We start from the raw sequence: 20,665 nt of genomic DNA on the forward strand, positions 1-20,665 counted from the left end.
AAATTAATCTAACTTTTTTAAAATAATCGAAGTATTGTGTCCACCAAAACCAAAGGTGTTACTCAATACAGTTTTCACTTCTCTTTGTTGTGCTTTATTAAATGTGAAATTCAATTTTGAATCAAATCTCTCATCATCCGTAAAATGGTTAATTGTGGGAGGAACCATTTGCTTTTCAAGAGCGAAAATACATGCTAAAGCTTCAATCGCACCAGCAGCACCTAATAAGTGCCCCGTCATAGATTTAGTTGAGCTAATATTCAGATTGTAAGCATGTTCTCCAAATACCTTTTTGATAGCCGTAGATTCACTTAAATCACCTAATGGAGTTGAAGTTCCATGTACATTGATGTAATCAACCTCTGAAGGATCAATTTCAGCGTCTTCTATTGCATATTTCATCACATTGGTAGCTCCCAAACCTTCTGGATGTGGGGCTGTCATGTGGTGAGCATCTGCAGACATTCCGCCTCCTATTACTTCAGCGTAAATTTTTGCTCCACGAGCTACTGCATGCTCATACTCTTCTAGAATTAAAGCTGCTCCACCTTCACCCAATACAAAACCATCCCTGTCCTTATCAAAAGGACGTGATGCTGTTTTAGGGTCATCATTTCTTTCAGACAAGGCCTTCATAGCATTAAATCCACCAATTCCAGATTCTGTAACAGAGGCTTCGGAACCACCAGAAATGAAGACATCAGCCTTTCCTAAACGAATGTAGTTATAAGCGTCAATTAATGCATTCGTGGCAGAAGCACATGCTGAAACCGTAACAAAGTTCGGTCCTCTAAATCCATATTTAATGGAAATTAGTCCTGCACAAATGTCAGAAATCATTTTAGGGATGAAAAATGGATTAAAACGAGGATTTCTATCGTTTGTAACGAAATTATCAACCTCTTCTTGAAAAGTTTTTATGCCTCCAATTCCTGAACCCCATATTACCCCAGCTCTATCTAAATCAATTTTAGATAAATCAAGCTTTGAATCTTGGATTGCTTGCTCAGCGGTAATCATACCGTACTGAGTAAACGGATCCATTTTTCTAGCTTCTTTACGGTCGAGATAATCTTCAGCCTGAAAGTTTTTTACTTCGCAAGCGAATTGCGTTTTAAACTTGGACGCATCAAATTTAGTAATGGGACCGGCTCCGCTTGTACCCAAAGCAAGGTTCTCCCAATATTCTTCGACAGAATTTCCAATAGGCGTCAAAGCACCCAGTCCCGTTACAACTACCCTTTTTAAATTCATAAATGAATTTTGAGCTATTAAATTATTTTACGTTTTCTTCTAAGTAAGAAATGGCCTGTCCAACAGTACCAATGTTTTCGGCTTGATCATCCGGAATAGAAATATTGAATTCCTTTTCAAACTCCATGATCAACTCCACTGTGTCCAGTGAATCTGCTCCTAAATCATTGGTGAAACTTGCTTCTGCAGTCACTTCTGACTCTTCTACTCCTAGTTTGTCAATGATAATTGCCTTTACTTTCTGTGCTATTTCAGACATTATTTTAGAATTTTAGTTTTAAATACTCCGCAAAGAAATGTATTTCCCTCATTAATGTCAAACTATTTTTTTCCTTTCGTTCAAGTATTTTGCTTTCTCGCCTAACTTTACCCCACAAGTTTTAGATTAAATTGAAATATTTATAACTTAAAACTATGAAATACGCATAAATTTCAAAATCCTCGTTACAGCAGTCGAAGGCTTTTAAAATTTATCGAATTCTTTGCGACAAAATAAGCAAACAAGAACGCACTCAAATGAACAAACAACTTTGGCAAGATACTTTCAGTGTAGATTTTCAATTATTGGCCATTTCTTCTCCTTTAGCTGATTTTCAAATGGCATGGCACATAAACGAACATGCTAAATTTTCTTTAGTAAGAGCTAAAGACCACTTTATAGAATTGAAAAAAGGACACTTTCTCAATACATCTTGCTTTCAACATCAAACTGAGAACATTTCCATAAAATTACTGAAAAATAAATTAAATGAAAGTGAAGGACCGCAAGCTTTCCTTATTCCAGAAATGAAAAACATCGACTATTTCCTTTTAATCCAAGATGATACAGAAGAATTAGAAATACTTAATGTAAAAAGTACACTAAGTAAAATAAAAAATGTAATTTTGGTTCAAATTTTGGATGCCAACCGACTAAAATCGGTTGTAAACTTAATGACTTAAATAGAGCCTATTGGGCAATTACTTGAGAAATTGTATTGATTTTCTGATAGATAGAATCAAAGTTCAAGCTCTTATTTAATTAATAGAATCAACTTAAAAGAATTTTAATAATGAAAAGAGAAAACATCAAATTCAACAAATCAAAAATTGTGGCAACAGTTGGCCCAGCTTCCAACACCAAAGAAATGCTGCAAAAATTAGTGAAAGCAGGAGCCGATGTTTTTAGACTCAACTTCTCTCACGGTGATCACAAGATTCACCAGCAAACTTTACAATATATTGAGGAAATCAATAAAGAATGGGGTACTAACATCAGTATACTTCAAGATTTGCAAGGCCCTAAAATTAGATGTGGGGAAATAAAAGACGGAAGTGTTGATATAAAGGAGGGAGATGAATTTATCATCACCACAAAAGAAATGGTGGGAGATGCCAAGAAGGTCTCCACTACTTACCAGGGCTTACCTTCAGATGTTAAAAAAGGTGATATCATTTTGATTGATGATGGAAATATTCAATTGGAAGTGATCTCGTCTGATAAATCGGAAGTAAAAACAAAAATCATTTACGGTGGAGAATTAAAGTCTAAAAAGGGAATAAATCTACCCAACACAAATGTTTCAGCACCAAGCTTAACCGAAAAGGACCTAGAAGATTTAAAATTCGGTTTAAAAAATGAAGTTGATTGGATAGCATTGTCATTTGTTCGTTCGGCAGCTGATGTTCTGGATTTGAAAAACCGAATCAGGTATAACGGAAAAGAATGTAAAGTAGTAGCAAAAATCGAGAAGCCAGAGGCTTTAAAAGATATCGATAATATTATTGCTGCAACCGATGCAGTAATGGTAGCACGTGGTGATCTAGGAGTTGAAATCCCAATGGAAGATGTTCCATTAGCTCAAAAAATGATCATCAGAAAGTGTAATGAGGCTTGCAAACCTGTAATTGTAGCAACTCAAATGATGGAAAGCATGATTGAAAATCCGCGTCCCACTAGAGCAGAAACCAATGATGTGGCTAATGCGATTTTAGATGGAGGGGATGCAGTAATGCTTTCAGCAGAATCTGCAGCGGGACAATATCCGGTAGAGTCAGTATTGAGTATGTCTAATACCATTGCAAGTATTGAAAAACATGATTCTATCTATCACAAATATGGACATGTATCGCGAAATTCCGATACTTTCAACAGTGATAATCTGGTTCAAACAGCCTGTAAACTAGCACAAGAAACGAATGCAAAAGCTATTGTTGGCATGACTAAATCAGGTTATACAGCATACAGATTAGCCAGCCATAGACCTAAAGCGGGAATTTTCATTTTTACTCCGAACCATGACCTACTAGAAACCATCAATTTGGTATGGGGCGTGAGAGGATATATTTATGAAAACTATGAAAGCACTGATAAAACCTTTGCTGACATTGAAAAAACCTTAAAAAAGGATAATCATGTTCAGAGTGGGGACATAATAATTTTAATGGCTAGCATGCCTATAAAAGACAAAAACCGTACTAACATGTTGAAGGTAACGGAAGTAAAATAATAGCTATCTAATCAAAAAAATAGCTGTTGAATTATTATTACAACAGCTATTTTTTTTTATCATATTCCAGAATGCCTATGAATATTGGTTTCGGTAAGATCTAGTTAAACTTACTCTTTAAATTTTGAAAAGCATTTTTTAAGCCGTCCAATTCGTTATCGGCTTTTGACTTCAATTCTGCCAAATCTTCCTCATTTGCATTTTCTACTTTCTCAATAAACGCTTTAGCTTTGTCCATTTTTGATTCCAAATCTTTTGCTTCTTGGCTACCTTCCAGCTGACCTTCTGCATAAGCGCCTTTAGTTTCGGCTTTCAATTTGTCAAAGTCTGCTTTCCATTCTTCATATTGCGAAACAAGCTTTTGCTTTAAAGCATCTTTAGTATCCATAATGTGTTATTATTAATTAAAAAAATATACAATATTTAACCCTTTAGATTAAATATTGTTACGTTCACATATTTCTATGGCTCAATTTCAGTTGATTTAACTTTCTTCTTAATGGGAATCTCCACAAAGACTAAAGTTCCTTCCTTTGATTCTATAGTCATTTTTCCCGAAAGACTTTCAGTTCTTTTGTTCATGTTAAACAAACCAAAACTTTTATCAGAATTAAGTTTTTCATCTACATCAAAGCCTTTTCCATTATCTTCAATTGTCAGCTGCAAAATGTTATCATGATAGGTTAATTGGACAAAAACTTCTGTTGCCTCTGCATACTTTATAATATTATTCAATGATTCCTGTGTGATTCTAAAAAGATTGTATTCGATATTTAGATCTGCGATTCTTTGTTCCAGATTCGTGTAAAAATTAAATTCAGTATGATCAATAGAGCTATTCAATTCCTCAATTAATTCCTTCAAAGTAACAACGAAGCCAAAGTCTTCAACTGATTTTGGTATTAATTCATAAGCAATATTTCTCGTCTCGTGAAGCCCCTTCCTTAAAAACCTAACCCCGCTTCGAAATTTCTCAAGTTCTTTTTCAGTAATTTTAATGGAGCCCTCATCCAATGACTCAAAATTCATGAGTGAAATGGTAAGTGTTTGTTGCAAGCCATCATGAATATCACGTGCAATCTTGCTTTTTTGCCTATCTTCAGCTTCAATTACAGCTGACATGATCATTTCTTCACGGTTTACCCTATCCGTTATGTCTTGGCTTACCATTAAAAACCCACTTTGCTCATTTTTTGAATGTAGTGGTCCAATTACTGTCGAAAACCATTGAAAATTCTCATAAAAATTAAAAGCCCGGGTTATAATGTTGTGACTCTTTTTTGTCCTAACCACTTTAGCCATGGTTTGAAAGAGTTTTTTCAATTCATCTTCAGGTAAAAAATTGGAGATGTTTTTGCCAACGCTTTCCACTGTAAGTGCGCTACTATCTTGATTCACTTCTAGAATATTACCATCCAAATCTGTATGAATAATTTGAGCTGGAACATTATCTGAAATGATTTTTAACTTTTCGGAGGTCTCTTGCAATTCCTTATAATAATAATCCTTCTGCCTCAAGGCATTTACCATTTGATATGCTTTATCAATATCAAATTTTAATCCTCCGAAATCATCGGACTTTTCATGAAACCGATAGATATTGACCTTATTTATAGCTTTTAGCATCACATCTTGATTTACTACACCAGTCAATAGAATTCGAGCAACCTCTGGCTGAATATTTTCGATTGCCTGCAAAAATTCAATGCCATCCATTTTGGGCATGATTTGATCCGTCAAAATCACGTCTACTTGAATCTCTTTGAGAAAATCAATTGCTTTATTAGGATCCGTAAAACCAAATATTTCGTAATATTCTTCTAAATTAGCCTCAAGAATGGCAAGATTGATTTCATCATCATCAAGATATAATATTTTTGGCTTATGATTATTTTTGTCTTCCATCGTTTATTTTTTACAGTTGTATAAAGTTATTATTATATTTCGAAATGATAAAAGTTTTGTTAGTTGATGACCACCGGTTGATTCGAGACGGAATCAGATTTTACCTTGAAAAAGATGGACATGACATCTCAATCGTTGGCGAGGCAAATGATGGCAAGCAAGCTTTAATTTTTTTAGAAAAAAATCCTGGTGAAGTAGATATCATGCTTACTGATATCAGTATGCCAGAAATGAATGGTGTTGAATTGGCAACTGAAGTAAACAAAAGCTTTCCGTCAGTCAAAATCATTGCCCTCACCATGATTAAAGATAGTCAGTATGTGAAGCAAATGCTACAAGCAGGTGCATCTGGATACCTATTAAAAAATGCTAGAGAAAAAGAAATAGTGGATGCGGTGAAAACGGTCTATAATGGTGAATCTTACTACGCTCAAGAAGCAACAAAAGCCATCATGGATTTTATGAGCAAGAAAAAGCAAGATTCTGATGTGGTAGCTATCTCAAAAAGAGAAAAAGAAGTCTTACGACTCATAATTGATGAATTAAGTAATCAAGAAATTGCCGATAAATTATTTATTAGCATTAGGACAGTAGAAGCACATAAAAGAAACCTAATGGAAAAAACAGGTTCTAAAACCTTGGCTGGATTGGTAAAATATGCCATCAATAATTTCTTATTTGAAGATTTATGATTTAGTCACTAAAGAGGAAATGAGATTTTCATGAAGAAACACTTAGATTCAATAATTTATTCATTTCCCTTTCAATTGGTTCTTAACCATTTTAAAAAGAATCAATTACTTCTACTATGCTGGGTGCTCTTGTTTTCAGTCATCAATGGTGGCTTTGCAAAAAGCTTAGGTATCCCTTTTCTATTTCTTTCACCAGAATATTTAAATGAAGTAAGTTTTCAGAGTTACTTCATTGTGGGGTTAACCCTGGGTGGTTTAATTGTAGCTTTTAACATAGCTTCTTATATATTAGATGGTTATAAATTTCATTTTATAGGCACTATTACTAAGCCATTCTCTAAATTCTCACTGAATAATGCTATTATCCCATTAGCCTTTTTAATAAACTACATCATTCAAATCATTAATTACCAGATGGTGTATGAATTTATGAGTTTCTGGCATGCTTCAGTTTTAGCTTCAGCTCTACCTGTAGGGGTTTTTGTCTCAATTTTCATTTTACAACTCTACTTTTGGTTTACAAATAAGGATTTTCGTGAGGTTTTAGCAGAGCGAGTAGAAAAGAGAATTAAAAAACTTAAAATAGGGCGAATTGCTGCTGTAAAATATCATCAAGATTTAAAGAGTAAACAAGCCGAGGTTGATGGATATTTTGATCTTAAATTTCGATGGATTAGAGTAAGTAAAAAAAGCAACCACAAGGTGTTCAGTGTTATAAAAGGCATATTCGATCAAAATCATTTAAATACAGTAATTGCCGAGCTTTTTATTTTTATAATCATTTTAATACTTGGGGCTTTCCGGGATTACCCTGCCTTTCAAATTCCTGCTGCAGCAAGTGCAGTGCTGTTTTTAAGCATCATTTTAATGGCTATAGGAGCTATAACTTTTTGGTTTAGATCTTGGGCTATTACAGGCGCCATACTAATCTTTTTCTTAATAAATTACCTTACCACCATCGATTTTTTAAGTAAAACGCATTATGCACATGGTCTTAATTATAAGACAAAAGCTGTAAATTATACTCAAACAACCATTGATGAACATGCGAGCCCTAAGGCTATAGCAGATGACAGAACCACTACATTAAAAATACTTGAGAATTGGAAAAGTCAATTTAAAGAAAAACCTAAAATGATCTTGCTTACGGCTAGTGGTGGCGGCCAAAGAGCAGCGTATTGGACTATGAATGCCTTGCAAAAAGCCGATAGTATTACAAATGGGCGTCTATTTAAACATACGGTGAGCATTTCCGGTGCTTCGGGCGGATTAATAGGAGCAGCATACTTTAGGGAATTGAAATACCTGCAGAAGAAGGATCGATCACTCAATGTTTATAGTCCAACGTATCTCTCTAATATTGGTAAAGAAGCCCTCAATCCTATCATTTTCAGCTTATTGACTAACGATATCTTTATTCGATATCAATCATTTGATTATGGTGGATACAGCTATCCAAAAGATCGAGGTTACGCATTTGAACAAAAACTAAATAAAAACTTAGAAGGTGTTCTTAATAAAAAACTCATCGATTATAAAAAAGCAGAACTAAATGCTGACATCCCAATGTTGTTCTTGGCTCCTACAAGTGTGAATGACGGAAGAAAGCTTTATATCACTCCCAATAGCAGCACCTATATGTCCAGTAAATCTATCCTAGATGATTCTCTGAATGCCCTAATGGAGAATAGAAGTATTGATTTTTTGAGGATGTTCAAAAATCAGGATGCTGAAAATTTAAGCTTTTTAACGGCACTCAGAATGAGCGCCTCTTTTCCTTATATCACACCGAACGTAAATCTTCCAAGTGAACCCAGTCTAGAAATAATGGATGCAGGCTTAGCCGATAATTTTGGAGTGAGTGATGCCGTTCTATTTTTATATAATTTCAAGGATTGGATAGCAAAAAATACTTCGGGTGTAATCATTCTAACCATTCGAGATTCTAAAAAAGCTGCTATTATTGAGAAAAAACAAAATTTGTCCCTTTTAGAGAAACTCTCAACCCCCATAAGCAATATTTATAATAACTGGTCAAATGTTCAGGATACTAGAAATGATCTACTCATCGAATATGCTGCAGAATGGTTTCAAGGAAATTTGAGTCATAGCATGCTTACTTATGATGCTGGAGTTGCCTTTTCAGAAGACCGTCTGGATAAAATGAAACATATAGAAGAAAGAGCTTCTTTAAACTGGAGATTAACAGGCAGAGAAAAATATAACATAAGAAATGCTATCCACAGCATAGAAAATCAAAAAACACTATCTTGGCTCAATCAATCATTAAGCTCAGATGATTGATCCATTACCAATCTGGTTTTGGGTAATGCATTAGGATATTTTTCTTGAATAAACACTAGCATTTTCTCTCTAACCAAACATCTCAAATCCCAGGCGGTTGGTGAATCTTTTGCTGACATCAACATCCTAATTTGCATAGTTTTTTCAGTGCAATCTGTAATCTGTAATACCTGAGCATTTTTATTCCAGAGATTCGTGGAAGCCAATATTGATTCAAATTCTTTTCTTAATGCATCAATTGGGATCGTATAATCAGTAAATAAAAAAACACTTCCAATGATATCAGCAGAATTTCTTGTCCAATTTTGGAAGGTTTGTTCCGTAAAATACGTAATGGGTAAAACCAATCTTCTTTGATCCCATATTTTCACTACAACATACGTCAAATTTATTTCTTCTATCCAACCCCATTCTTTTTCAACAAAGACTGCATCCCCAATTTTAATCGGCTGTGTAAAAGCAATTTGTATTCCAGCCAGTAGATTTCCAATCGTTTTCTGGGCTGCCAAACCAATAATAATACCTGCCACTCCTGCTGAAGTTAAGAAAGTGGCGCCATATTTTCTCACTCCGTCAAATTGTAATAGAAACAAGCTTAAACCTATCATCACAATCAAGAAAATAATGACTTTTCTTATAAAAGTAACTTGAGTCAAAACTTGTCTTTCTTTAATATTATCAGCTCTGTCAACCTTAAATTTACTATTCAATACATCCTGCAAAAAATAGACTACCCTTATGGCGATAATAGTAAATGAGGCTATAATTAAGGACTCTGAAATTAGCAACAGCCATTCAGTAAAGCTTGCACTAAGTTCAAAGCTAGGAATGAGATTATGCATTATGAGCATAGGAATAAAAAGAAATATACTTCCACTAAAGCGCTTTTCAAGAAGCTTTACCAGCTCCTTTTCCTCCTTTTTATTCAGAACGAATAAAGTTTTAAAGAATACAAATCGAACCAAAACCCCTACTAGTATAGAAAGTATCGTAAATAATACTAAGCGAACATAGGGTTGTTGTAAACCAAGTGAATCTAAAAAATCAATCATTTATATTTTTTAATATGTTATATTCCATGTCATTTCAACCTAATTAAGGTTAAAGTTTTTTGACACCAAAAACATGTTCTTAATCAAGAAAGTAAAAATTGAATATACGTGAAGATATATTAAAAATGTATATTTGGGCTACTTAGATGGGATAAAAGAAGCCGAGTAAAACCCGGCTTCCAAATCTATTTCAACTTATCTTTTGTCTGGTTTATGATATCTTTAAAAGCTTCTGTTGAAGAAAAAAATGCATCACTAAGCTCTTGAGCTGCTATATCACCAAAATTTTCGACTCTGGTATATTTTTCCTCTAGCTCATTTTGAAGTTTCTCTAACTTCTCTAGATTTTCTAAAATCTCTTCTTTTCGATCTGCTTGAGCATTTCTAGCCTCTGCTTTTAATAGTTCAAATTCAGTTTTTAATTCATTTATTTTCTCTGTAGAAGAGTTCTTGAATTCATCAAATTTTTCCATTAATCCGTTTGATTTAAATTTAAAAATTTATTCAAATGCTGGGATACCTGTAATCTCTTTTCCTAATATCAACAAATGAATATCATGTGTACCTTCATACGTTACAACAGACTCTAGGTTGGCCATATGGCGCATCATTGGGTAGTCTCCCGTGATTCCCATGCCGCCATGAATCTGTCTGGCTTCACGTGCTATATTAAGTGCTATTTCTACTGCATTACGTTTTGCCATAGAAATTTGAGGAGTAGATGCCTTGCCTTCATCCATCAATTGCGCAAGCCTATAATTCAATAATTGAGACTTGGTAATTTCCGTCAACATTTCAGATAACTTCTTCTGCGTCAGCTGAAAAGAGGCAATAGGTTTCCCAAATTGAATGCGCTCTAACGAATATCTTCTAGCTGAATCATAGCAGTCCATAGCAGCACCAATAGCACCCCATGCAATGCCAAATCTTGCAGAATCCAAACACTTCATTGGTGCACCCAAGCCAGATTTTCCTTCCAATAAATTTTCTTTAGGAACCTTTACATTATCAAAAACCAATTCACCAGTAGTACTCGCTCTTAAAGACCATTTACCATGAGTTTCAGGGGTAGTAAATCCTTCCATGCCTCGCTCTACAATCAGTCCATGAATTCTTCCTTCTTCATTCTTTGCCCATACTACTGCTACATCACATTTAGGTGAATTAGAAATCCACATTTTTGCACCATTCAAAAGGTAATGATCACCCTTATCTTTAAAGTTGGTAGTCATTCCGCTCGGATTAGAACCATGATCCGGCTCTGTTAACCCAAAACTACCTAGCCATTCTCCAGACGCTAATTTTGGTAAGTATTTTTTACGTTGTGCCTCGTTTCCAAATGCATAGATTGGGTACATCACCAATGAACCTTGAACAGAAGCAGTTGATCTCATACCTGAATCACCTCTTTCTATTTCTTGCATGATGAGCCCATAGGAAATATAATCTAAACCTCCTCCTCCATATTCTTGTGGTATTGTTGGGCCAAATGCCCCTACATCACCAAATTTCTTTACGATTTCATAAGGGAAATGAGCATTTTGTGCCCATTCTTCTATATTTGGACTGATTTCTTTTTTTACAAAATCCCTAACAGACTGCCTAATAAGTTTATGCTCTTCTGTAAGTAATCCGTCTAAGGCATAAAAATCAGGAGACTCAAATTGGTCGGTTGATTGATTATTCATAAGTATTAGTCGTTTTTATTTTTTGTAGCTTTGTAAGCTCATTTGAATAGTGCAAATTTAAAAGTATTTTCAAGAAACCTTCAAAAAAGGTGAAAATTGCACAGAACATTATTTTTTAACCTATGAACAAAGACCAAATCAACGGAAGTCTGGAAAAGTTAAATCTTAAATACCAGTCCATGGGGCAAGATTTATCAGCATATCTAGATGGATTGCTTTTATCTAATTATATCACCTATTGGGATTACATTAATGTTGATACATTATTGACTTTGCAAAAGCCCAAAACTGATTTCCCTGATGAAGAAATATTCATCATGTATCATCAAATCACCGAGCTTTATTTTAAAATGTGCTTAAATGAAATGGTGCAAATAGCCAATAACGGACAGATTATTGGTGAAAATGGAGAAGATTTAGGCTGGCATAAAGCATTAGATGTTGATTTCTTCATTAGAAGGCTTAATCGAATAAACCGTTATTTCGAGACTTTAACCCAATCTTTTGACATCATGGTAGATGGAATGGAAAAAGAACAATTTCAAAGGTTCAGAATGGCACTTTTACCAGCAAGTGGTTTCCAATCTGCTCAATACAGGCTGATAGAATTTGCCTCCACTCCTCTAATACAATTAGTCAGGAAGGAAAAGAAAAATGACTGTAAAGATGCTTCAATCGAAGAAAAATACGAACATATCTATTGGAAGCAAGGAGCAACTGAAATAGAAACAGGTCAGAAAACCTTAACTTTAGAGCAGTTTGAAAAAAAATATAAAAATGAATTTATCAATTGGATAAAACGTTTTGAGCAAAAAAATATCTATCAAAAATATTTATCAATGGATCAGGAATCCAAAAACAATGCCGATCTAAAAGAAGCTCTTAGGAATTTCGATATGAATGTAAATGTTTTTTGGCCCTTAGTCCACTATAAATCAGCAGTTAGGTATTTACAGGAAAAAAATAAAGATGTGGCTGCTACAGGCGGTACAAATTGGCAGCAATACTTGCCCCCAAGATTTCAAAAACGTATATTTTTTCCTGAATTATGGTCGGAAAAGGAAAAAGAAGAGTGGGGAAAAGGTTGGGTTATAAAACAAATTTTTGGAGAAGAATGAAATGAAATTCATTTTAAGCATCATACTAATAATATTTCCAACATTGCTTTTTGCGCAAAGCAAAGAAGTAAAGCTTTACTATGATGACGATCGTGAGCATTTAAAAGAACGCTATTTCGTTAAAGATTTGGATCCCAGCGTCCTCTATGGAACCTACGAATCCTATTACATTTCAGGTGAGCTTAAAAGTAAAGGACAATACATTGATGATGAGACTTATGGTCAATGGAGATACTATTACGAGACCGGAAAATTGAAAATGCAAGGGCAGTTAAAGGATAATTCTAACCATGGATTGTGGTCATACTATTTCGAGAATGGTGAACTTAGAATGACAGGAGAAATTTATGAAGGCTTGCGACAGGGAGAATGGAAATACTACTATGAAACTGGTGTCTTAAAAAGTGAAGGCGAATATGTTGATGATGTCAAGAATGGGTTATGGACCTACTATTCTGAAAACGGAAATTTAAAGGGTAAAGCAATTTACAAGAATGGCGATGGCGTATATAAAGAATTTTACCCTAATGGAAGTCTAAGATCTGAAGGATTTATAAAAGATGAAAAAAGTGATAGTCTGTGGAAAAACTACTATAAATCTGGGAGTTTAAAATCAAAAGGAAAATATGCTGAAGGAGCTAAAGAAGGCAAATGGACTTATTTCTATGAGGACGGTACTGTTTCTGGAGAAGGAGATTATATTAATAATCTAAATCATGGAAAATGGGTTTATTATCACCCAAATGGACAAGTAAGTGCTGAAGGTGCTGAAAGAGAAGGTAAAAAAGAAGGATACTGGAAACTGTATTTTGAAGATGGGGGGTTAAAAGGCGAAGGAGTGTATGATGCCGGCAGTGGAGAATATAAAGAGTTTTATGAAAGTGGCAAATTAAAGCTAAAAGGTGCAGTTGTAGATGGGAAAAGTGAAGGCAAGTGGAAGTATTTTTATGAATCTGGTGAAAAAGAGGGTGAAGCGACTTTTGAAAATGGGAAAGGTGAATATATCGGATACTATCGCAATGGTGATAAAAAAATGATTGGTGTAATTGAAGAAGGGGTAAAAGTTGGGACTTGGGAGCTATATGATCATAAAGGTGAGTTAGCAGGATATTACAAGCCTATTTATGAGGACTATGAACCATTATTAAGAACGGCCAAAAACAAGAATAACTTGTCAGAAGAAGGCCCAAAGTATACAAAACCTGACTATCGCTACAAATCTAAAGGGAGTTCTTATTTTAAATCTCGAAACAATGATTTCCCAACTGTAATACTTCAAGTAAATCCATTTAACATGCTTTTTGGTGATTTACAAGTTTCTTTAGAACACAACATTCAACAAAGGATTGGATACGAGCTTTTATATCACACTTTTAGAAATCCATTCTTTGCTAATTCTTTAAATTTAAGAGCTGGTGATGATTTTTTCGAAGGCTTTGGCTTTAGTTTTCGTCAAAGATTTTATCATAAAGATACCAAATTAGGAATGCCCTACTTCGGCCACTCAATATCCTACACAAATGTTGACAGATTTAAATACTATGAAGATGAAGCTCAAAGTGATGTGGTTTCGGCTGAAATGAATGCTCAAGGCATACGCTACGGACTTCTAATAGGAAGTAGAATTTTACAAAACCTAAATGATAATGGTTTTACATTTGATATTAATTTAGGTATCAATTTCAATTACTATTTCTTTGGAGAAGTGAAAAACGAAGGGCCAAGAGATCAAATATTTGACGACACCCTCAATCAACCATTTATGATTCAGCCGATTGTAGGGCTTTCATTTGGATATGTATTCAAGCTAAAAAATGTAAAAACCTTGAATCCATAACCTAGATTAACATTATCAAGATAATAATATTGAGCGAATAGATCACTTGGTGTTTTTATCATTATTAAAGTTTTAGAATCCATCTAAAAATATGATAGAAAAAGAAGTAGTTTTAAAGCCAGAAGAGGCTTTCAACGAAGAAGAGGTTTTGGCAATTATCCAAAAAAAACTTGGTTTGAGATCCAGCCAGGATTTTAGGATTGCAAAACGCTCCATTGACGCTCGGTCCAAGGAAGTTAAGGTGCGCATTAAAATAGATATTGCTGACAAAGGAACTCTCCCAGCTAGAATAAATTATAAACTTGAAGACTTACCGCTTGTCCATAATGCATCTCAATCTGCTGTAATAATTGGAGCAGGTCCAGCAGGATTATTTGCGGCACTTCGATTGATAGAGCTGGGCTGGAAACCCATTATTCTCGAAAGAGGAAAAGACGTTCGAGCAAGAAGAAGGGATTTAGCGGACATTAATAAAAAGCATATCGTAAATCCAGAAAGCAACTACTGTTTTGGAGAAGGCGGTGCTGGAACTTATTCAGATGGTAAGCTTTATACAAGATCCAAGAAAAGAGGTGACATTTACCGGATTTTGGAAATATTAGTGGCTCACGGTGCTAAGGAAGACATCATGATCGATGCTCATCCTCACATTGGCACGAACAAACTTCCCAAAATCATCCAAAGTATCAGAGAAAGCATTTTAGCACATGGAGGCGAAGTCAATTTTGATACTAAAGTCACAGGATTTAGGGTAGAAGATCAAGAACTTAAATCTGCTTCTACTGCCAAAGGAATAGAATTTAAGGCAGACGCTTTCATTTTGGCTACAGGTCACTCAGCCAGAGATATATTTTATTTATTGCACGAAAATAAAATCTTAATCGAAGCTAAGCCTTTCGCTTTAGGCGTCAGAGTAGAACATCCACAAAAAGTCATAGATCAAATTCAATATAAGTGCGAAGACAGAGGATCCTACTTACCCGCCTCCTCTTATGCCTTAGTCCATCAAACCTATTTCAACGACAAGCAGAGAGGAGTATTCTCATTTTGCATGTGTCCTGGAGGATTTATCGTTCCTGCAGCTACAGAAAGTGGTGAAATAGTTGTTAATGGAATGAGTCCATCCAGAAGAGACTCTAGATTTGCAAATTCAGGAATAGTGGCTGCCATTGAATTAGAAGACATGAAAGATTTCGAAGAATTTGGTCCTCTAAAAGGATTAGAATTACAAAAATCTATTGAACAGAATGCATGCAGAATAGCAGGGAATACACAAAGTGCTCCCGCGCAGAGGCTGATTGATTTCACTCAAGGAAAATTCAGCAAGGACTTGCCAGACACCTCTTATCAACCTGGCTTACATTCAGCTCGAATGGATGAAGTATTACCACCATTTATTGCTGAGAGGCTTAAAACAGCATTCAAAGCTTTTGGGAACAAAATGAAAGGCTACTTTACAAATGATGCTATCATTGTAGGAGTGGAAAGTAGAACCTCCTCCCCTGTTCGTATCCCAAGAGACAAAGAATCGTTAGAACATCCAAAAACTAAAAGACTTTTTCCTTGCGGTGAAGGTGCTGGCTATGCAGGTGGTATTGTTTCTGCTGCCATGGATGGCGAAAGATGTGCTGAAAAAGTAGTAGAAATTTATAAAAAATCTCATGAATAAAAAGACAGTTATCATCGGAGCAACTACAAACCCCTCTAGATATGCCTATTTCGCTGCAGATAGGCTGACTAATGCAGGACATGAAATTGTACCAGTGGGTATTAAGAAAGGAGAAGTTTTTGGCGAACAAATTTTAGATATTCGGAAATCCCCCAAAGTTGATAATGTAGATACTGTCACCCTCTATTTGGGAGCCAGACATCAGCCAGAGTACTACGACTATTTACTCAGCCTTAATCCAAAACGAATCATATTTAATCCCGGAACTGAAAACCCTGAATTGGTAAATTTAGCTAAGGAAAAGGGAATCGAAACAGAATATGCATGTACGCTAGTGATGTTGGGAAGTGGTGTATATTAAATAAATTAAAGCATGATAATTTTGCACTTTATATAGTAAATTAAATTTTTAATAATTTTATTTACTAATCGTAATTAAAGCGTAATAAAGCCTTTTTTTATCCTTAACAGCCTTCCTCTTTCCTGACCCTATCTTCGTATCAAAATTGATTACAATGAAGATAAGAGACCTCGCTATTCGGAAAAAATTCATCCTTTCCTTTTCTATTTTACTATTTATGATGCTTGCAGGAGGATTAGTAGTTGGGTATTTATGGAATCAAGTTGACGACTATCAACAAATAAAGTCCGATGTGGCTGAAACCATGATGCGTTTTGACAATGCTCAAAAAATAGAACAAGACTTTCTTATATTTGGATGGAAAGAAATTGACTTTTTAGAAGATGGCAAAAGTAACTTCACACAACAATTTTTTACTGAAGTTGAAACAGTAGAAATTTCATTAGAGCAAAAGTCTAATTCTGACTTTGTTAAAAGTAAAGGGCTAGAAGACGAATTTCGTTCAATTTTAATTTCAGTTAACCGCTACAAGTCAGCTTTTGACGACTTAAGAAAATTACTTTATACCAGAGGCTTCAAAGATCATGGTTTGGAAGGAGAAATGAGAAGCTATGTTCATGATCTTCAAAATTGCGAATCAGCTGAAGAAAAAGTTTTTGCCTTTAGCCTAAGAAGACATGAAAAGGATTTTGCCCTGAGGAAAGACATGAGTTATACTAGTAAATTACATGATACAGCAGATCAATTTATAGAATTTGTTAAAGAGGCTAGCATTGAAGAATTCCCTCACATGACCGACCGATATAAAAGCAAAACTATTGATGCTATTAGAACCTACAAGAATCATTTTGACAAAATCGTTCAAACTGAAATTGCCATTGGGCTCAATGAAAAGGCTGGACAATTTCTTCAGCTCAATAGAAATAAAAAGGAAACAGAACCGAAAATCTCCTTGCTATACCAAAAAATAAATAAACAAAATAGCTCTTTGAGGCAAACCGCTTCTTTAGTGATCGGATTTACATTAATTGTCTTGTTGTTGACAGTTTTTGCTCTGGTTTATTATCTCAGAAAAACCGTCTCAAAACCTATCATAAAACTAGATAATATTGTGAAAAAAGTATTATCTGGAGACGGCACTGCAGGCAAAGAATTGAATCATGATGGAAAGGATGAAATCGGAAGTTTAAACCGTAATTTCAGCTTGATGTTGGACAATCTGCGTGAAAATTTAAAATTAATTAAGGATAAGAACGAATCGCTGGAACTAAAGGCAAAACAAGATGAAATTAGAAGCTGGAATATTGAAGGTTTGAGCCACTTTTCTGATTTAATGAAGATAAATAGCAACAATTTAAGTGAATTCGCTAACTCTATAGTTAGTGAAATTGTCAAATATCTAAAAGCCAATCAAGGTGCTTTCTTTATTCTTAATGATGAAATGCAAGAGCCTATAATGGAACTAAAAGCTTGCTATGCCTTCAATAAAAAGAAATATGTGCATAAAAAAATTGAAAAAGGTGAAGGCCTAGTGGGACAAACTTGGCTAGAAGGCGAAACAATCTACATGACGGAAATACCATCTTCCTATATCAAAATCACTTCAGGATTAGGAGACGCACCTCCACGATCGATCATGATTGTACCGCTTAAAACCGAAAAACAAATTATAGGTGTTTTGGAAATTGCTTCTTTTCATAAGTTTGAAAAGCATGAGCAGGAATTGCTAAACGAACTAGCCAATAGATTGGGAAGCGTAATCGAATCCATAAAAATGCAAGAAAAAACTCAAAAATTGCTAGAGCAGTCACAGGAAATGACAGAACAAATGCAGGCTCAAGAAGAGGAAATGCGTCAAAACATGGAAGAATTACAAGCTACTCAGGAGGAAATGAATAGAAACCAACACTCATTGAATGAGGCTATCAATTTTAAAGATTTACAGATCAATATGATGAGCAACCTATTAGGTAAAGTCTATGAAGGAATTATATTCATCAATACAGACTATCAAATAGTGGCTTCCAATAATTACTTACTAGATGATCTTCATTACAACGAATTTGATTTAGTGGGCAATCACCCAGAACTCGTCTTCAAGACTTCCTTAAAAAAGAGAATAGAAGCACTTCAGAACGACCCCAACTTCATCTTAACGGGTGTATCTGAGAGGCAGGAAGCTAAGATCATGGATAAATTCAGTAATATTTTCGATTCCAGATTTGTGATTACTAAAATAGAGCATAAAGGAGAAATCTTTCATGCTGTCTTGTTCAATAAAAAAGATGCAGAATATGGGAAAACTGTATTAAAACATCTTTTCAATAGTAAATAATTCTAAATTTTATTAGCTATGAACTCACTGGAATTTAAGACTTCTATTTCGCTGAAATAGAAGTCTTCCTTATTTTCAGTAAGAATCACACTGCAATCTACCCGCTCGGCTGCGTAGTACTCAAAACCGTCTTCTAAATCGTTAATTTTTTTGTTGGATAATGCTTTTTCAACGCCCCTTTGATCAGCATCTGCTATACTAACATGCTTGCATAGCAAAAATATTTTTTCTTTGGCCTTTGACTCACTCACCTTCTTTGAGGCAAAATAAAAAGCAATCGCAAGACAAATGGGCGAAGTATAAAAATGGAAATGAGACTGACCTGCTAAACTTAGAATCCTGGCTGTGTGATTAAAAAGAGGAAATTCTTTATTCAGTACGGACACTAGAATATTGGCATCCAAAAATACTTTCATTTCTTGGACGATAAATATTCTGCCTTCATATCCTTTCTTTTACGGGCTTTCGTATGATACTCAGCTTTACCTTCTGCTACTTGATTCACCCAATCAGCAACGGGCAATTCATCTAATGATTTATATTCGCCAGTAGTGATTTGCTTATAAAGAAATTCCGTAAGACGAGACAAACTGATATTGTTTTGCTCAGCAAATTGCTTAGCCTTTCCAATAATCTCATCGTTGAATGATAAAGTTACTTTAGTGTCCATATACACTTTATTTTATTATACTACCAAGATATAATTCTTATACGTACAATACAAATTATTGTTAGAATCTCTTAGCATACTCTTCAGTTTCCTGAGCATAGAAAAGAATTGAGTAGATTTTACCGTCTTATACATGGGCTTAAAACCTGATAGGACTTTTTTCCTTGTTTACAAAGCTCCTTTAGTTGAAGGCAAATCATTCAATCGACTTTCATCACGGCTTACCGCCATTTTAATTGCTCTAGCCCAACCTTTAAAAATCGCTTCAATTTTATGATGTTCATTATTACCACTCACCTGAATATCTAAATTACATTGTGCTGCATCTGAAAAAGATTTAAAGAAATGGAAAAACATTTCAGTAGGCATATCCCCTACCATTTCTCTTTTGAATTCAGCTTTCCAGTTGATCCATGGACGACCACCGAAATCAATGGCAACTTGAGCTAAAGCATCATCCATAGGCAATAAAAATCCATAGCGATAGATTCCTTTCTTATTACCTAAAGCTTGCTTAAAAGCTTCTCCTAGAGCCAAGGCAGTATCTTCTATTGTATGATGCTCATCTACTTCTAAATCACCATTTACATGAATGGATAAATCTAAGCCTCCATGTTTTCCTAATTGATCCAGCATATGATCAAAAAATTTCAAGCCTGTTGCGTTTTTAGCTTTCCCGCTTCCGTCAAGGTCTAAATCGATTTTAATATCTGTTTCATTGGTTTTTCGAGAAATCGTAGCAGTTCTGGATGGCATGACCAAATATCTAGCAATTTCTCTCCAATCTTTAGAAGATAGAGTAGCTTCTGCTAATTCTTCTCCAATGAAAATTGACTTAGCTCCTAAATTCTCCGCTAACTGAACATCCGTTTTCCGGTCTCCAATTACAAAACTATTCTCAAGATCATAATCATCTGAAAAATACTTTTGCAACAGACCAGTACCAGGTTTACGTGTATCCTTACCTTCATGCTCGAAGGTTTTATCAATATGCTGCTCAACAAAGGTAATGCCTTCTATCTCTAATTGCTTTAGCATTTTATTATGGGCTGGCCAGAAAGTATCCTCTGGATAGGAGTCGGTTCCCAAACCGTCCTGATTGGTGACCATCACCAATTCATAATCTGAATTTTGCGCAATAAACTGAAGTGCACTAATAGCATATGGTAAAAACTCCAGTTTTTCTAATGAATCTACTTGATAATCAGTTGGCGGTTCCTGAATAATGGTTCCGTCTCTATCTATAAATAATACCTTCTTCTTCTTCATTTCTAAAATATTGTAAACTCAA

At 34.9% G+C, this 20,665-nt stretch carries 19 protein-coding genes; 9 read left to right on the forward strand and 10 right to left on the reverse strand.

Annotated elements, in window-relative coordinates:
* Nucleotides 1–3 precede the first annotated feature (3 nt).
* Together fabF and FTRAC_RS05890 are read right to left on the reverse strand one after the other, a co-directional pair.
* Nucleotides 4–1,254, reverse strand: a complete 1,251-nt coding sequence (fabF, locus tag FTRAC_RS05885; protein ID WP_013453316.1) for a beta-ketoacyl-ACP synthase II — start codon at nucleotides 1,252–1,254, stop codon at nucleotides 4–6.
* Between the two features lie 22 nt (nucleotides 1,255–1,276).
* Nucleotides 1,277–1,513 (reverse strand): acyl carrier protein, encoded by a 237-nt coding sequence (locus FTRAC_RS05890; RefSeq protein WP_013453317.1) that lies wholly within the window; start codon nucleotides 1,511–1,513, stop codon nucleotides 1,277–1,279.
* Between the two features lie 257 nt (nucleotides 1,514–1,770).
* Between FTRAC_RS05890 and FTRAC_RS05895 the strand changes: the two genes are divergently transcribed.
* Together FTRAC_RS05895 and pyk are read left to right on the forward strand one after the other, a co-directional pair.
* Nucleotides 1,771–2,196, forward strand: coding sequence for an IPExxxVDY family protein (locus FTRAC_RS05895; protein ID WP_013453318.1), 426 nt, complete (start codon nucleotides 1,771–1,773; stop codon nucleotides 2,194–2,196).
* 110 nt (nucleotides 2,197–2,306) lie between these two features.
* Nucleotides 2,307–3,743 (forward strand): pyruvate kinase, encoded by a 1,437-nt coding sequence (pyk, locus tag FTRAC_RS05900; RefSeq protein WP_013453319.1) that lies wholly within the window; start codon nucleotides 2,307–2,309, stop codon nucleotides 3,741–3,743.
* Between the two features lie 100 nt (nucleotides 3,744–3,843).
* Here pyk and FTRAC_RS05905 read toward each other — a convergent pair whose 3' ends face one another.
* Both FTRAC_RS05905 and FTRAC_RS05910 read right to left on the reverse strand, forming a co-directional pair.
* Nucleotides 3,844–4,131 carry a sll1863 family stress response protein gene (locus FTRAC_RS05905; RefSeq protein ID WP_013453320.1) on the reverse strand — a complete coding sequence of 96 codons (288 nt, stop codon included), beginning with the start codon at nucleotides 4,129–4,131 and terminating at the stop codon, nucleotides 3,844–3,846.
* A 74-nt stretch (nucleotides 4,132–4,205) separates the two neighbouring features.
* Nucleotides 4,206–5,648 carry a response regulator gene (locus tag FTRAC_RS05910; protein ID WP_013453321.1) on the reverse strand — a complete coding sequence of 481 codons (1,443 nt, stop codon included), beginning with the start codon at nucleotides 5,646–5,648 and terminating at the stop codon, nucleotides 4,206–4,208.
* A 44-nt stretch (nucleotides 5,649–5,692) separates the two neighbouring features.
* Here FTRAC_RS05910 and FTRAC_RS05915 point away from each other — a divergent pair, with 44 nt between their 5' ends.
* Nucleotides 5,693–6,340, forward strand: a complete 648-nt coding sequence (locus tag FTRAC_RS05915; RefSeq protein ID WP_013453322.1) for a response regulator transcription factor — start codon at nucleotides 5,693–5,695, stop codon at nucleotides 6,338–6,340.
* 30 nt (nucleotides 6,341–6,370) lie between these two features.
* Entirely contained in the window at nucleotides 6,371–8,644 is a 2,274-nt protein-coding gene (locus tag FTRAC_RS05920; RefSeq protein ID WP_013453323.1) for a patatin-like phospholipase family protein, read from the forward strand.
* Here the strand turns inward: FTRAC_RS05920 and FTRAC_RS05925 are convergent.
* The 3 genes from FTRAC_RS05925 to FTRAC_RS05935 form a co-directional block, all read right to left on the reverse strand.
* Complete coding sequence (locus tag FTRAC_RS05925; protein ID WP_013453324.1) at nucleotides 8,620–9,696, reverse strand: mechanosensitive ion channel family protein; 1,077 nt, start codon at nucleotides 9,694–9,696, stop codon at nucleotides 8,620–8,622. The two genes, FTRAC_RS05920 and FTRAC_RS05925, sit on opposite strands and share 25 nt — an antisense overlap.
* A gap of 185 nt (nucleotides 9,697–9,881) precedes the next feature.
* Nucleotides 9,882–10,169 (reverse strand): sll1863 family stress response protein, encoded by a 288-nt coding sequence (locus tag FTRAC_RS05930; RefSeq protein WP_013453325.1) that lies wholly within the window; start codon nucleotides 10,167–10,169, stop codon nucleotides 9,882–9,884.
* A 27-nt stretch (nucleotides 10,170–10,196) separates the two neighbouring features.
* Nucleotides 10,197–11,384 (reverse strand): acyl-CoA dehydrogenase family protein, encoded by a 1,188-nt coding sequence (locus FTRAC_RS05935; RefSeq protein WP_013453326.1) that lies wholly within the window; start codon nucleotides 11,382–11,384, stop codon nucleotides 10,197–10,199.
* A gap of 122 nt (nucleotides 11,385–11,506) precedes the next feature.
* Here FTRAC_RS05935 and FTRAC_RS05940 point away from each other — a divergent pair, with 122 nt between their 5' ends.
* The 5 genes from FTRAC_RS05940 to FTRAC_RS19200 all read left to right on the forward strand — a co-directional run bounded on the left by FTRAC_RS05940 (nucleotide 11,507) and on the right by FTRAC_RS19200 (nucleotide 18,704).
* Nucleotides 11,507–12,502 carry a tryptophan 2,3-dioxygenase family protein gene (locus FTRAC_RS05940; protein ID WP_013453327.1) on the forward strand — a complete coding sequence of 332 codons (996 nt, stop codon included), beginning with the start codon at nucleotides 11,507–11,509 and terminating at the stop codon, nucleotides 12,500–12,502.
* Nucleotides 12,489–14,339, forward strand: a complete 1,851-nt coding sequence (locus FTRAC_RS05945; RefSeq protein WP_148230046.1) for a toxin-antitoxin system YwqK family antitoxin — start codon at nucleotides 12,489–12,491, stop codon at nucleotides 14,337–14,339. The genes FTRAC_RS05940 and FTRAC_RS05945 overlap by 14 nt, the downstream gene beginning before the upstream one ends.
* A gap of 91 nt (nucleotides 14,340–14,430) precedes the next feature.
* Nucleotides 14,431–16,008 (forward strand): NAD(P)/FAD-dependent oxidoreductase, encoded by a 1,578-nt coding sequence (locus FTRAC_RS05950; protein WP_013453329.1) that lies wholly within the window; start codon nucleotides 14,431–14,433, stop codon nucleotides 16,006–16,008.
* On the forward strand, nucleotides 16,001–16,369 hold the full coding sequence (locus tag FTRAC_RS05955) for a CoA-binding protein (protein ID WP_013453330.1): 369 nt from the start codon (nucleotides 16,001–16,003) through the stop codon (nucleotides 16,367–16,369). The genes FTRAC_RS05950 and FTRAC_RS05955 overlap by 8 nt, the downstream gene beginning before the upstream one ends.
* A gap of 154 nt (nucleotides 16,370–16,523) precedes the next feature.
* Nucleotides 16,524–18,704 (forward strand): GAF domain-containing protein, encoded by a 2,181-nt coding sequence (locus FTRAC_RS19200; RefSeq protein ID WP_013453331.1) that lies wholly within the window; start codon nucleotides 16,524–16,526, stop codon nucleotides 18,702–18,704.
* 2 nt (nucleotides 18,705–18,706) lie between these two features.
* Here the strand turns inward: FTRAC_RS19200 and FTRAC_RS05965 are convergent, their stop codons facing one another.
* The 3 genes from FTRAC_RS05965 to hisB all read right to left on the reverse strand — a co-directional run bounded on the left by FTRAC_RS05965 (nucleotide 18,707) and on the right by hisB (nucleotide 20,643).
* Nucleotides 18,707–19,120: a type II toxin-antitoxin system VapC family toxin gene (locus tag FTRAC_RS05965; RefSeq protein WP_013453332.1), complete on the reverse strand. Its 414-nt coding sequence runs from the start codon at nucleotides 19,118–19,120 to the stop codon at nucleotides 18,707–18,709.
* Nucleotides 19,117–19,374, reverse strand: a complete 258-nt coding sequence (locus FTRAC_RS05970; RefSeq protein ID WP_013453333.1) for a DUF6364 family protein — start codon at nucleotides 19,372–19,374, stop codon at nucleotides 19,117–19,119. Before FTRAC_RS05970 ends, FTRAC_RS05965 begins: the two co-directional genes overlap by 4 nt.
* A 168-nt stretch (nucleotides 19,375–19,542) precedes the next feature.
* Nucleotides 19,543–20,643, reverse strand: a complete 1,101-nt coding sequence (hisB, locus tag FTRAC_RS05975; protein ID WP_013453334.1) for a bifunctional histidinol-phosphatase/imidazoleglycerol-phosphate dehydratase HisB — start codon at nucleotides 20,641–20,643, stop codon at nucleotides 19,543–19,545.
* Between the last annotated feature and the right edge of the window lie 22 nt (nucleotides 20,644–20,665).

The organism is Marivirga tractuosa DSM 4126 (assembly GCF_000183425.1).
GTDB classification, from domain to species: Bacteria; Bacteroidota; Bacteroidia; order Cytophagales; family Cyclobacteriaceae; genus Marivirga; species Marivirga tractuosa.